Annotated in this window: 1 protein-coding gene; it reads left to right on the forward strand. The window is 72.9% G+C overall.

The genetic code is table 11. The features are described from left to right. A partial coding sequence (locus AB0B50_RS43840; RefSeq protein ID WP_362343463.1) for a type I polyketide synthase occupies window positions 1–15202 on the forward strand: 15202 nt, incomplete at its 5' end. Window positions 15203–15254 lie beyond the last annotated feature (52 nt).

Genomic DNA, 15254 nt, shown 5'->3' on the forward strand with positions numbered 1-15254 from the left:
GGCGGTGGTGTTCTCGGGGCAGGGTAGTCAGCGGGTGGGTATGGGGCGTGAGTTGTATGCCGCGTATCCGGTGTTCGCAGCTGCCTTTGATGAGGCGTGTGCGGTGTTGGATCGTGAGCTGGCCGGGCATGTGGGTAGGTCGGTGCGGGAGGTCGTCTTCGGTGACGGCGCCGACAGTGCGGGTCTGCTGGACCGGACGGTGTTCACGCAGGCGGGGCTGTTCGCTGTCGAGGTGGCGTTGTTCCGTCTGGTGGAGTCGTTCGGTGTGCGGCCGGACTTTGTGGCGGGGCATTCGATCGGTGAGATTGCGGCCGCGCATGTGGCGGGTGTGTTCTCCCTGGAGGACGCCGCCCGTCTGGTGGCTGCTCGCGGTCGTCTGATGGAGGCGCTGCCTGCGGGTGGTGCGATGGTGGCGGTGCAGGCTTCGGAGGATGAAGTGCGGCCGCTGCTGGCCGAGTTCGAGGGCGGCGTGGACATCGCCGCGATCAACGGGCCGACGTCCGTGGTGGTGTCCGGTGATGAGGATGCCGCCCTGGCGGTGGCGGACCGGTTGCGCGGGTTGGGGCGGAAGACGAAGCGGCTGGTGGTCTCGCACGCGTTCCACTCGCCGTGCATGGAACCGATGCTGGCCGAGTTCCGGGCGGTCGCGGAGACGATGACCTTCGCCGCCCCGGAGATTCCGGTCGTCTCGAACCTGACGGGTTCGATCGCCTCGGCGGGGGAGTTGGGGTCGGCGGAGTACTGGGTACGGCACGTGCGCGAGGCGGTGCGTTTCGCGGACGGCGTGGCGTCGCTGACCGCGCAGGGCGTCTCGGTGTTCGTCGAGCTGGGCCCGGACGGCGTACTCAGCGCGATGGGCGCCGAGACCGCGCCGGAGTCGGCGTTCGTCCCCGTACTGCGCAACGGCCGTCCGGAAGCCGAGACACTGGTATCGGGTCTGGCGCGTGCCTGGGTACATGGTGCGGCCGTGGACTGGACGGCGTTCTACGAGGGCACGGGCGCCACCCGCGTCGAGTTGCCCACGTACGCCTTCCAACGCCAGCACTACTGGCTGGACGCCCCGGCCGCTCTCGTCGGCGCCACCGCCGCCACTGGTCTCGGGCTCGGCTCCGCCGAACACCCGCTGCTGGGTGCGGCCGTGGAGCTGGCAGGCGCGGACGGCCTGCTGCTGACCGGCAGGCTCTCCTTGCAGACGCATCCCTGGCTCGCCGACCACGCCGTGGCTGGTGCCGTGCTCTTCCCGGGCACGGCCTTCGTGGAGCTGGCCATCCGTGCCGGTGACCAGGTGGGCTGCGACACGGTGGAGGAGCTGACGCTCCAGGCACCGCTGATCCTGCCCGAGCGCGGTGGCATCCAACTGCAGCTCTCGGTGGGGGAGTCCGACGACTCCGGGCGCCGTTCGCTGACCGTCTACTCCCGCGCGGGCGACGCCGCCGCGGACGAGCCGTGGACCTGCCACGCCATGGGCGTGCTCGCCGTCGGCAGCCGCACCGAGGCCGCGACCGACGACGAGGGGCTCGCGGCCCTCGGCGGGGCATGGCCGCCGCCCGGCGCGGTCGCCGTGGACGTCGAGGACCTGTACGAGCGCTTCGAGTCGGCGGGCTACGGCTACGGCCCGGTCTTCCAGGCGGTACGGGCCGCGTGGCGGCGCGGTGACGAGGTCTTCACCGAGGTCGCGCTGGACCAGGACCACCGCGAGGAGGCGGCGCGCTTCGGGGTGCACCCGGCGCTCCTTGACGCGGCGCTGCACGGGGTGCGGCTGGGCGACTTCTTCTCCGACGAGCGGGCACGGCTGCCGTTCGCGTGGCGCGGGGTGTCGCTCCGCGCGGCCGGTGCCTCGATGCTTCGGGTCAGGCTGGCCCCGGCGGGTGCGGACACCCTCGCGGTGGCCGTCGCCGACGCCACCGGCCGACCGGTGGCCGAGGTCGAGTCGCTGGTCTGCATGCCCGTGGACCGCGCGCAGCTCGCCGCGGGTACGGGTGACCGGGAGCACGACGCGCTGTTCCGTATCGACTGGACGGCTGTGCCCGCGGCGACCGCGGACGGCGCCACCGGTACGGACACCGATGCCGCGGGCCTTGCTGGCATTGCCGGATGGGCGCTCCTCGGCACGGACGACGAGACGATCGTGACCGATGCCGATGCCGATGCCGATGCCGATGCCGATACCGGTACCGATACCGAGAGCGCCGACGGTTCCGCCCCGGCAGCCACTGCCTTCGGCGCCACCGCCGTCCACGCCGACCTCGCCGCGCTCGGCGCGGCCCTCGACTCCGGCGCGGTGGTCCCCCCGCTCGTCGTGGCCCTCTGCCCGTCGGCCCCGGCCGGCGCGGAGCTGACCGAGGCCGCGCGGGCGGCCACCCATCAGGCCCTGGACCTGGTCCACGCCTGGCTCGCCGACGACCGCTTCGCGGGTTCCCGCCTTGCCGTGGTCACCCGCGGCGCGGTGTCCGCCGGCGCCGACGAGGACGTGACCGGCCTTGCCGCCGCACCGGTGTGGGGCCTGCTGCGGGCCGCGCAGACCGAGAACCCCGGCCGCTTCCTGCTGCTCGACCTCGACGGTACGGACGCCTCCCACCAGGCGCTCCCGGCCGCGCTGGGCTGGGCCGTGGCCCAGGACGAGACCCAACTGGCGCTGCGTTCGGGTGAGGTACGGGTGCCCCGGATGGCGCGGTTCACCCAGGGCGACGGGGCGTTGACCCCGCCCGCGGGCGCTTCGTCCTGGCGCCTTGAGGTGCCCACCAAGGGGTCGTTCGCCAACCTCGAACTGCTGGAGAGCCCGGAGGCGGCCGCCCCGCCGGCCCCGGGACAGGTACGGGTGCAGGTCCGCGCGGCGGGCATGAACTTCCGCGACGTGGTGCTGGCCCTCGGCGTCGTCCCCGACCAGGAGGTGATGGGCAACGAGGCCGCCGGCGTGGTGATCGACGTCGGCGAAGGCGTCACCGACCTGGCGCCCGGCGACCGCGTGATGGGTGTGTTCTCCGGCGCCTTCGGGCCCGTGGCCGTCACCGACCGGCGGATGCTGGCCCCGATGCCCGACGGCTGGTCCTTCGTCCAGGCCGCCTCCGTGCCCGTGGTCTTCCTCACCGCCTACTACGGTCTGCGGGACCTGGCCGGGCTGCGACCGGGCGAGCGGGTGCTGGTGCACAACGCGGCGGGCGGCGTCGGCATGGCCGCCGTCCAACTGGCCCGCCACTGGGGTGCCGAGGTCTTCGGCACCGCCAGCGAGGGCAAGTGGCACGCGCTGCGCGCCTCCGGCCTCGACGACGCGCGCATCGCGTCCTCCCGCACCCTGGACTTCGAGGACCGCTTCCTCACGGCCACGGACCAGCAGGGCATGGATGTCGTCCTGGACGCGCTGGCCGGCGAGTTCGTCGACGCCTCGCTGCGGCTGCTGCCGCGCGGCGGCCGGTTCCTGGAGATGGGCAAGACCGACAAGCGCGATCCCGAGGAGGTCGCCGCGGCGTACTCCGGCGTCGCGTACCAGGCGTTCGACCTGGGCGAGGCCGGGCTCGACCGCACCCAGGAGATGCTCACCGAGCTCCTCGAGCTCTTCGAGCAGGGCGTGCTGACGCCGCTTCCGGTGGCCACCTGGGACATCCGGCGCGCACCGGAGGCGTTCCGGTTCCTCAGCCAGGCCAAGCACATCGGCAAGGTGGTCCTCACCGTGCCCGCTCCGCTGGCCGGCGTCGGCGCGGGCACCAGGGGTACGGACACCACCGCCTCGGACACCACCGCCTCGAACACCACCGCCCCGGACACCGGCTCCGGCACGGTGCTCGTCACCGGTGCGACCGGCACCCTCGGCCGACTGGTCGCCCGGCACCTCGTCGAGGAGCACGGCGCACGGCTGCTGCTGCTGGTCAGCCGCCGCGGCCCGGACGCCGAGGGCGCGGCGGAGCTGACGGCCGAGCTGGCCGCGCTCGGCGCGTCGGCGCACATCGTCGCCTGCGACGTCGCCGACCGGAACGCGGTGGCGGACCTTCTGAACGCCATCCCCGCCGGTCAGCCGCTGACGGCCGTCGTGCACACCGCCGGTGTCCTGGACGACGGCATGGTCTCCGCGCTCACTCCCGAACGCGTCGACCGGGTCCTTCGCCCGAAGATCGACGCGGCCTGGAACCTGCACGAGCTGACCCGTGACCTGGACCTGTCGGCCTTCGTCCTCTTCTCCTCCGTCTCCGGCGCTCTGGGCAACGCCGGACAGGGCAACTACGCGGCCGCCAACGTCTTCCTGGACGCACTCGCCGCCGCGCGCCGCGCCCAGGGTCTGCCGGCCACCTCGCTGGCCTGGGGCTTCTGGGAGCAGCGCAGTGCCATGACCGGCGAACTCGGCGAGGCCGACCTGGCCCGCATGGCGCGCTCCGGCCTGATCGCCCTCTCCTCCGAGGAGGGCCTGGCGCTGTTCGACACCGCCGTCGCCACCGACGAGCCGATGCTGCTGCCGGTTCGGCTGGACACGGCCGTCCTGCGCGCCGCGCCCGGTCCGGTGCCCACGCTGCTGCGCGGCCTGGTGCGGGCCCCCGTGCGCCGCGCCCGTGCCGCCGAGAGCCACACCGACACGGCAGGCTCCAACGGTCTCGCCCAGCAGCTCGCCGGACGCCCCGAGCACGAGCAACTCGCCGCGCTCTCCGAGTTCGTACGCGGCCATGTCGCGACCGTCCTCGGGCACGGCTCGGCGGGCGCCGTCGACGAGAACCGGGCCTTCCGCGAGCTGGGCTTCGACTCGCTGACCTCGGTGGAGCTGCGGAACCGGCTGAACGCGGCCACCGGGCTTCGGCTGCCCGCGACGCTGGTCTTCGACCACCCGACCCCCGCCGCGCTGGCCCGCCATCTGCTCGCCGAACTCCTCGGCGCACAGCCGGACTCCACGACCGCGCCCACCACGGCGGCCGCCACCACCCACACCGACGACCCGATCGCGATCGTGGGCATGAGCTGCCGCTACCCCGGCGACGCGGGAACCCCCGAGGAGCTGTGGCAGCTGCTGATCTCCGGCGGCGACGGCATCAGCGCCTTCCCCACCGACCGCGGCTGGGACATCGAGGACCTCTACGACCCGGACCCGGACCGGCCCGGCACCTCCTACGTCCGCACCGGCGGATTCCTGCGCGACGCGGGCGAGTTCGACCCGGCGTTCTTCGGGATCTCGCCTCGTGAGGCGCTGGCGATGGACCCGCAGCAGCGGCTGCTGCTCGAGACGAGCTGGGAGGCGTTCGAACGCGCCGGGATCGACCCCGCCACTGTCCGCGGCACCCAGGCCGGCGTCTTCGCCGGCGCGGCGGCCCAGGGCTACGCGTTCGGCATGCAGCAGGCCGTCGAAGGCAGCGAGGGCTACTACCTCACCGGCAGCACCACCGCCGCCATCTCCGGGCGCGTCGCCTACACGCTGGGCCTGGAGGGCCCGGCGGTGACGGTGGACACCGCGTGCTCGTCGTCGCTGGTCGCGCTGCACCTGGCGGTGCAGGCGCTGCGAGGCGGTGAGTGCTCGCTTGCCCTGGCCGGCGGCGTCGCCGTGATGGCCACGCCCACGGTGTTCGTGGAGTTCAGCCGTCAGCGCGGCCTCGCCGCCGACGGCCACTGCAAGGCGTTCTCCGACGCCGCGGACGGCACGGCCTGGGGCGAGGGCGTCGGCATGCTGCTCCTGGAGCGGCTGTCGGACGCACAGCGCAACGGTCACCCGGTGCTGGCCGTGATCAAGGGCTCCGCCGTCAACCAGGACGGCGCGAGCAACGGCCTGACCGCGCCCAACGGCCCCTCGCAGCAGCGCGTCATCCGCGCCGCCCTGGCGAACGCCGGTGTCTCTGCCGCTGAGGTGGACGCGGTGGAGGCGCATGGCACCGGTACGACGCTGGGCGACCCGATCGAGGCCCAGGCGCTGTTGGCCACGTACGGCCAGGGACGGCCTGAGGACCGCCCGCTGTGGCTGGGCTCTCTGAAGTCGAACATCGGCCACACGCAGACCGCCGCCGGTGTGGCCGGCGTGATCAAGATGGTGGAGGCGCTCCGACACGGTGTGCTGCCCAGGACCCTGCATGTCGGCGAGCCGTCGTCGAAGGTGGACTGGTCGGCGGGTGCGGTGGAGTTGCTGACCGAGCAGCGGGAGTGGCCGGAGTCCGAGGGCCGTCCGCGTCGCGCGGGTGTGTCGTCCTTCGGCGTCAGCGGCACCAACGCGCACCTGATCCTGGAGCAGGCACCCGAGCCGGAGGCGGCGGCAGAGCCCGTCGACCCGGCCGAGCCCGCTGTCCCGGTCGACCCGTCGATGGTGCCGTGGGTGCTTTCGGCGCGTGGCGCGGAGGCGCTGCGGGGTCAGGCGGAGCGGCTGCTCTCTCACGTCGAGGGCACCCCTGCGTCGTCGCTGACGGATGTGGGTTGGTCGTTGGTTTCCGAGCGGGCGGTGTTCGAGCACCGTGCCGTTGTCCTGGGCGCCGACCGAGACGAACTCGCCGACGGTCTGCGGGGGTTGGCCTCCGGTGAGTCGGCCGCGAACGTCACCGCGGGACACGTGTCGGGCACCGGTCGTACGGCGGTGGTGTTCTCGGGTCAGGGTAGTCAGCGGGTGGGTATGGGGCGTGAGTTGTATGCCGCGTATCCGGTGTTCGCAGCTGCCTTTGATGAGGCGTGTGCGGTGTTGGACGGTGAGCTGGCCGGGCATGTCGGACGGCCGGTCCGCGAAGTCGTCTTTGGTGAAGGCGCCGACAGCACGGGTCTGCTGGACCGGACGGTGTTCACGCAGGCGGGGCTGTTCGCTGTCGAGGTGGCGTTGTTCCGTCTGGTGGAGTCGTTCGGTGTGCGGCCGGATTTTGTGGCGGGGCATTCGATCGGTGAGATTGCGGCCGCGCATGTGGCGGGTGTGTTCTCGCTTGAGGATGCGGCGCGGCTGGTGGCGGCGCGTGGCCGTCTGATGGAGGCGCTGCCCGCGGGTGGTGCGATGGTGGCGGTGCAGGCTTCGGAGGAGGAAGTGCGGCCGCTGCTGGCCGAGTTCGAGGGCCGGGTGGGCATTGCCGCGATCAACGGGCCGACCTCGGTGGTGGTCTCGGGTGACGAGGATGCCGCGTTGGCGGTGGCGGACCGGTTGCGCGGGTTGGGGCGTAAGACGAAGCGGCTGGTGGTTTCGCACGCGTTCCATTCGCCGTGCATGGACCCGATGTTGGATGGCTTCCGGAAGGTCGCGGAATCCCTCACGTTTGCCGCGCCGAGCGTGCCGGTCGTCTCGAACCTGACGGGTTCGGTCGCGTCGGCGGGGGAGTTGGGTTCGGCGGAGTACTGGGTGCGGCACGTGCGTGAGGCGGTGCGTTTCGCCGATGGTGTGGCGTCGCTGACCGCGCAGGGTGTGTCGGTGTTCGTGGAGCTGGGCCCGGACGGTGTGTTGAGCGCGATGGGTGCGGAGACGGCGCCGGAGTCGGCGTTCGCCCCGGTCCTGCGCAGCGGCCGTCCGGAAGCGGAGACGTTGGTCGCCGGTCTGGCGCGGGCGTGGGTGCACGGCGCCGGTGTGGACTGGTCGACGATGTTTGCCGGTACGGGTGCCACCCGCGTGGAGTTGCCGACGTATGCCTTCCAGCGCCAGCGCTACTGGCTGGACACCTCGGGCAGCGTGACGGGTGCGGTCACCGGTCTCGGGCTCGGCTCCGCCGAGCACCCGCTGCTGGGTGCGGCCGTGGAGCTGCCGGAGTCCGAGGGTGTCGTCTTCACCGGTCGGCTGTCGCTGCGTACGCACGCCTGGTTGGCGGATCACGCGGTGGCGGGCGCTGTCCTGCTCCCGGGCACTGCCTTCGTGGAGCTGGCGATCCGTGCCGGTGACGAGGTCGGTTGCGACACGGTGGAGGAGCTGACGCTTCAGGCGCCGCTGGTGCTGCCCGAGGAGGGCGGTGTGCAGCTGCGGTTGACCGTTGCCGCGCCCGACGACTCCGGCCGCCGCACCGTCAGTGTCCACTCGCGGCGGGAGGACACCTCCGCGAACCAGACATGGATCTGCCACGCGACGGGCGTGCTGACGGCGGACGGGGCGCGGAGCTCCGTCTCGGACTCCGCCGCACATGACCTCGCGGTCTGGCCTCCGGTTGATGCGGTGGCTGTGCCGGTTGATGGTTTGTACGAGGGTTTCGTGGCGGCGGGTTATGGCTACGGGCCGGTGTTCCAGGGGTTGCGGGCGGCGTGGCGGCGTGGGGACGAGGTCTTCGCGGAGGTCGTGTTGCCGGAGGAGCAGCACGAGGAGGCGGGCCGGTTCGGGTTGCACCCGGCGCTGCTCGACTCCGCCCTGCACGGCATCCGCCTGGGCGGGTTCTTCGCGGACGACGACCAGGTACGGCTGCCGTTCAGCTGGAACGGCGTATCGCTGTCGGCGGCGGGCGCCTCGGTGCTGCGCGTGGCGCTCGCCCCGGCCGGCGCGGACGCCGTGTCGGTGACCGTCGCGGACGGCACGGGCGCCCCGGTCGCGGCCGTGGAATCGCTCGTCGTACGGGCCGTCGACGCCGACCAGCTCACCCGCGCGGCACAGGCCGATGTCCGGCACGACGCGCTCTTCCAGCTCGTCTGGCCGCCGCTGGCCGCCAACTCGTCCATCACCGCCGACGCGGCGAGCGAGGGCGACTGGGCTGTGCTCGGAACGGCCGACACGCTGTTCCGGTACGGGATCGGGGACGCGATCACCGCGGGCGGTGCGACGTACCCGGATGTGAGCGCGCTGGGTGATGCCGTCGAGTCGGGAGACGCGCCTGTGCCGTCCGCCGTGCTCGTCCCCCTCCCCGTCGGCAGTGGCCAGGAGCCCGAGGGCGCCGCTCTGCCGGAGTCGGTGCGGGAAGCCTTGGCGCAGGCCCTCGCCGTGGTGCGGGGCTGGTTGGCCGACGAGCGGCTCACCGGAGCGCGCCTGGTGCTGGTGACCCGCGGCGCCGTGTCGACGGACCCGCGGGAAGACGTGGCGGACCTGGCCGCGGCTCCCGTGTGGGGCCTGTTGCGCGCGGCGCAGTCGGAGCACCCGGACCGCTTCGTGCTGCTCGACACCGACGGCACCGAGCTGAGCCGTGACGCGCTGGCGCTCGTACTCGGCTCGAACGAGCCGCAGTTGGCCCTGCGCGGCGGCGAGCCGCGCACCCCCCGCCTGGAGCGGGCCGACGCGGCGAAGGACGTCGCGCGACCGGGCTCCGAGCTGGGCCTGTCGGACGGCCGGGGCACGGTGCTGCTGACCGGTGGCACCGGGACGCTGGGGGGCCTGGTCGCGCGGCACCTGGTCACCGAGCACGGGGTGAAGCAGCTGCTGTTGGTCAGTCGTCGAGGCCAGCAGGCCGATGGCGCGGCCGAGTTGGTGGCGGAGCTGGCCGAACTGGGCGCTTCGGCGCGGGCGGTGGCGTGTGATGTGGCGGACCGCGAGGCGTTGGCCGCGCTGCTGGCGGACATCCCCGCCGAGCACCCGCTGAGCGCCGTGGTGCACACCGCGGGCATCGTGGACGACGGGCTCGTCTCCGCGCTGACCCCGGACCGTTTCGCTGCGGTGCTGCGTCCCAAGGTGGACGCCGCCTGGAACCTGCACGAGCTCACCCGCGACCTGGACCTGTCGGCCTTCGTGCTGTTCTCCTCCGCTTCCGGCGCGCTGGGCAGCGCGGGGCAGGGCAACTACGCGGCGGCCAACGTCTTCCTCGACGCCCTCGCCCAGCGGCGACGCGCCGACGGACTGACCGCCACCTCCCTGGCCTGGGGCTTCTGGGCCGAGCGCAGTGGTGTGACCGGTCATCTGAGCGAGGCCGACCTGGCGCGCGTGGCGCGTTCGGGTCTGGTGCCGCTGGCCACCGACGAGGGCCTTGCTCTGTTCGATGCCGCGCTCGGGACGGACGAGGCACTGCTGCTGCCGGTACGCCTGGACCTGGCCGCGCTGCGCGCTGCGGCCGGACCCGTGCCCGCGGTGCTGCGCCGACTCGTACGCGGTCCGGTGGCCCGCGCCCGCACCACCGCGCGCAGCGGCGAGGCGGCCGGTCTTGCGCAGCGCCTTGCGGGCCGGAGCGAGGCCGAGCGGCTGGAGGAGGTGTCGGAGCTGGTGCGCGGCCATGTGGCGGGCGTGCTCGGCCACGGCTCCGCGGCCGCGGTGGCGGACGACCGGGCCTTCAAGGAGCTGGGCTTCGACTCGCTGACCTCGGTGGAGCTGCGGAACCGGCTCAACGAGGCGACGGGGCTACGGCTCTCCGCCACGCTCGTCTTCGACTACCCGACCCCTGACGCCCTCGCCCAGCACCTGCTCACCGAGCTGGTGGACGACGGCCGGGGGAGCGCCGCGATCGAGGCCACCGCGGTCCGGCGGGCGGCGGACGACGACCCCATCGTCATCGTCGGCATGAGCTGCCGTTACCCCGGCGGCGTGCGCTCCCCGGAAGAGCTGTGGGACCTGGTCGCCTCCGGCCGGGACGGGATCTCCGCGTTCCCGGTGGACCGCGGCTGGGGCGAGGACCTGTACGACCCGGACCCGGAGCGGCAGGGCAAGAGCTACACCCGCGAGGGCGGCTTCCTGCACGACGCGGCGGAGTTCGACCCGGCGTTCTTCGGTATCTCGCCGCGTGAGGCGCTGGCGATGGACCCGCAGCAGCGGCTGCTCCTGGAGACGAGCTGGGAGGCATTCGAACGCGCGGGCGTCGACCCCGGCGCCGTACGCGGCACTCAGACGGGCGTCTTCACCGGCGTGATGTACAACGACTACGGCTCGCGGCTGCGGACCGCACCCGAGGGCTTCGAGGGCTACCTCGGCAACGGCAGCGCGGGCAGCGTGGCCTCCGGCCGGGTCGCCTACACCTTCGGCCTGGAGGGCCCGGCGGTCACCGTCGACACGGCCTGTTCGTCGTCCCTGGTGACCCTGCACCTGGCCGCGCAGGCGCTGCGCAACGGCGAGTGCTCGCTGGCCCTCGCGGGCGGTGTCACCGTGATGTCCACGCCGTTGGTGTTCGTGGAGTTCAGCCGTCAGCGCGCGCTCTCCGAGGACGGCCGTTGCAAGGCGTTCTCCGATGCCGCGGACGGTACGGGCTGGGGTGAGGGCGTCGGCATGCTGCTGTTGGAGCGGCTGTCGGACGCGCGGCGCAATGGCCACCCGGTGTTGGCGGTGGTGCGTGGCTCGGCGGTGAACCAGGATGGCGCGAGCAATGGTCTGACGGCGCCCAACGGCCCCTCGCAGCAGCGGGTGATCCGGGCCGCTCTGACCAGTGCGGGGCTTTCGCCGGCCGATGTCGATGCCGTCGAGGCGCATGGCACGGGTACGACGCTGGGTGACCCGATCGAGGCGCAGGCCCTCCTGGCGACATACGGTCAGGAGCGGCCGGAGGACCGCCCGCTGTGGCTGGGCTCTCTGAAGTCGAACATCGGCCACACGCAGGCTGCGGCCGGTGTCGCGGGCGTGATGAAGATGATCCTGGCGATGCGGCACGGTGTGCTCCCCAAGACCCTTCACGTCGATGAGCCGTCGGCGAAGGTGGACTGGTCGGCGGGTGCGGTGGAGTTGCTGACGGAGTCGCGTGAGTGGGCGGAGGTCGAGGGGCGTCCGCGTCGTGCGGGTGTGTCGTCCTTCGGTGTCAGTGGGACCAACGCGCACGTGATTCTGGAGCAGGTCCCGGATCAGGCTTCGGAGCCTGCCGAGGTGACCGCTCCGGTGGAGCCGGTGACGGTTCCGTGGGTGCTCTCTGCGCGTGGTGCGGAGGCGCTGCGGGACCAGGCCGCGCGACTGCTCTCCCGTGTGGAGTCGGATGCCGAGGTCTCCCCGATCGACGTGGGCTGGTCGCTGCTCTCCGAGCGCGCCGAGTTCGAGGACCGCGCCGTCGTGACCGGTGACCGGGACGCGCTGCTCGCAGGCCTCAGGTCCCTGGCCCGTGGGGAGAGCACCCCGGGTGTGGTGACCGGTCCTGCCGGAGGTTCGTCGGCTGGGTCTCGTGGCCGGGTGGTGTTTGTGTTCCCGGGTCAGGGTGCGCAGTGGGCGGGCATGGGCGTGGAACTCCTGGACGCTTCCCCGGTGTTCGCCGAGCGGCTCGGTGAGTGTGCGGCGGCTCTGTCGGAGTTTGTGGACTGGTCGTTGGTGGACGTGTTGCGCGGCACGGAGGGTGCTCCGTCGCTGGATCGCGTAGACGTGGTCCAGCCCGTGTCCTGGGCGGTGATGGTCTCGCTGGCCGAGGTGTGGCGTTCGCTGGGTGTGGAGCCGTCGGCGGTGGTGGGGCATTCGCAGGGCGAGATTGCCGCCGCGTGTGTGGCGGGTGGTCTGTCGTTGCGTGATGGTGCGCGGGTGGTGGCGTTGCGCTCGCAGGCAATTGCGGGCGGTCTTGCGGGTCGTGGCGGGATGATGTCGGTGGCGCTGCCGCTGGCCCAGGTCGAGTCCCGTCTGAAGGGCTGGACCGGCCGTCTGGAGATCGCGGCGGTCAACGGCCCGTCCTCCACGGTGGTGGCCGGTGAGCCGGAGGCCCTGGACGAACTGCTCGCCGCGTGTGAGGCCGATGGTGTGCGTGCGCGGAAGGTGCCGGTGGACTACGCCTCGCACACCTCGCACGTGGAGCTGATCGAGGATGAACTGGCCCGTGTCCTGGGCGACATCAGCCCTCAGCCGGCCCGCATCCCGTTCTTCTCCACGGTGGAGGGGGAATGGCTGGGCGATGGTCTGGTGGATGCCGGGTACTGGTATCGGAACCTGCGTCGGACGGTGCGTTTCGAGGAGTCGATCGGCGCGCTGTCCGGTGCGGGCTTTGGCGCGTTCGTCGAGGTGAGCGCGCATCCGGTGTTGACGATGAGCGTGCAGGAGACGCTGGAGGAGCGTGGCGCGGAGCAGGCCGTGGCGGTGGGTTCGCTGCGGCGTGACGAGGGCGGCCTGGACCGCTTCCTGACCTCGGTCGCCGAGGCATGGACGCACGGCGTGCGCGTCGACTGGACGCAGGTGTTCGCCGGAACCGGCGCGACCCGCGTGGAGTTGCCCACGTACGCCTTCCAACGCCGGCGCTACTGGCTGGAGGAAGCGGCCGAGGCTCACACCCGCACCGCGGCCACCGCCGAAGCCGCCGTCGACGGGGACTTCTGGGCGGCGGTGGAGCGCGGGGACCTGGATTCCCTCGCGAGCACTCTGGACGTCGACGAGTCGGACGAGCGGTCCTCGCTGAACGCGGTACTGCCCGCGCTGTCGTCATGGCATCGGCAGCGCCGCACCCGCGCGACGCTCGACGGCTGGCGCTACCGGGTCGACTGGCAGCCCCTGTCCGAGCGGTCGGCGGCCGGAGCCGCGCCCCTCACCGGGACGTGGCTGCTGGTGACCCCGGCAGCGACCGACGACGCCGCGTGGGTCGCGGCGGCCGAGCAGTCGCTGATCGACGGCGGCGCCACGGTCGTACGACTCGCCTTGGACCCGGCCGACGTCGATCGGGCGGAGCTGGCAGAGCGGCTGCGGGCGACGCTGGCGGAGCGCGCGGCAGCCGGTGACGGAGTGAGCGGCGTACTGTCGCTGCTCGCGCTCGACGAAGCACCGCACCCGGCGCACCCCGTCCTTCCCCGCGGTCTGGCCGGCACCCTGCTGCTGACGCAGGCGCTGGGCGACGTGGAGCTGGACGCGCCGCTGTGGCTGGCCACGCAAGGCGCGGTGACCACCGGTCGTCCGGGCGGCGAGGCCGTCAGCACCGCTCAGGCACAGCTGTGGGGCCTTGGCAGGATCGTCGGCCTTGAGCACCCCCAGCGGTGGGGTGGTCTCATCGACCTGCCGGAGACGCCCGAGGCGACCTCGAAGGCACGTCTGCGCGTGCTGCTCGCGGGAGTCGCGGCGGGTGACGAGGACCAGCTCGCGCTGCGCGAGTCCGGGCTGTTCGTGCGCAGGCTGGTGCGCGACCCGCTCGGCGACCGCAGCGCGCCCCGGGACTGGAAGCCGCAGGGCACTGTGCTGATCACCGGTGGCACGGGCGCGCTGGGCGGCCAGGTCGCCCGCTGGCTGGCGGCCCGCGGTGCCGAACACCTGGTGCTCACCAGCCGTCGCGGCCCGGACGCGCCGGGCGCGGCCGAGCTGGCGGCCGAACTCACGGCAGCCGGTACGCGGGTGACGTTGGCGGCGTGCGACGCCGCCGACCGCACCGCGCTGGCCGACCTGCTCGCCGGGCTGAAGTCGGAGGGCTCCCCGGTCCGTTCGGTGATGCACGCGGCGGGGGTGGCCCCGAGCGCGCGCCTGGACGAGACCGATCTGCCGGCGCTCGCCGACGTGCTTGAGGCCAAGGTCGCGGGCGCCGCGCACCTGGACGAACTCCTTGCCGACGAGGAACTGGACGCCTTCGTGCTCTTCTCCTCGAACTCCGGCGTCTGGGGCGGCGGCGGCCAGGGTGCCTACGCGGCGGCCAACGCCTACCTGGACGCACTGGCCGAACACCGCCGGGCCCGCGGCCTGACCGCCACCTCGGTGGCCTGGGGCGCCTGGGCCGACGGCGGCATGACCACCGACAACGGCGCGGAGGAGCATCTGCGTCGGCTGGGGGTCGTCACGATGGCCCCGGACATGGCCATCGAGGCGCTCCAGCAGGTCCTGGACCACGACGAGACGTTCACCGTGGTCGCCGACGTGGACTGGGCGCGCTTCGCGCCCGGTTTCACCGCCGCTCGGCCGCGGCCGCTGCTGGACGCCCTGCCCGAGGTACAGGAGCTGCTGCGGGCGGCCGAAGAGGTCACCGTCGGCGGTGCCGAGCCGGAATCGTCCCTGACGAAGCGTCTCGCGGGCCTGACCGCGCCGGAACGGCAGCTGCTCCTGGTCGATCTGGTGCGCTCCACGGCCGCCGCCGTCCTCGGGCACACGGGCGGTGACGCGATCGGCCAGGAACAGGCGTTCAAGGAGCTGGGCTTCGACTCGCTGACCTCGGTCGAACTCCGCAACCGCCTGCAGGGTGCCACCGGGCTGCGGCTGCCGGCCGCGCTGGTCTTCGACTACCCCACGCCCACCGCGCTCGCCGAGTACCTGCGTACGCATCTGGCGGGCGACGAGGACGGCGCGCCCGGATCCGCCCTGGCGGAACTCGACCGGCTGGAGGCCGCGGTGTTCTCGCTCCTCCCGGACGAGGACGAGGTGCGCTCCGCACTCACCGCGCGGCTGCAGGTGCTGGTGTCGAAGCTGGGCGGCGACGAGGCCCGTGACGGTGCGCCGGACAGCGCCCCCGTCGAGGACCAGCTCCAAGGGGCCACGGACGACGAGATATTCGACTTCATCAACCAGGAGTTCGGAAAGTCCTGAGCCGTCGCCGGGGCGCGGCGACACAGCAGCACAGCAGACGCAGAAAACACGG

The organism is Streptomyces sp. NPDC041068, from assembly GCF_040647455.1.
Lineage (GTDB): Bacteria > Actinomycetota > Actinomycetes > Streptomycetales > Streptomycetaceae > Streptomyces.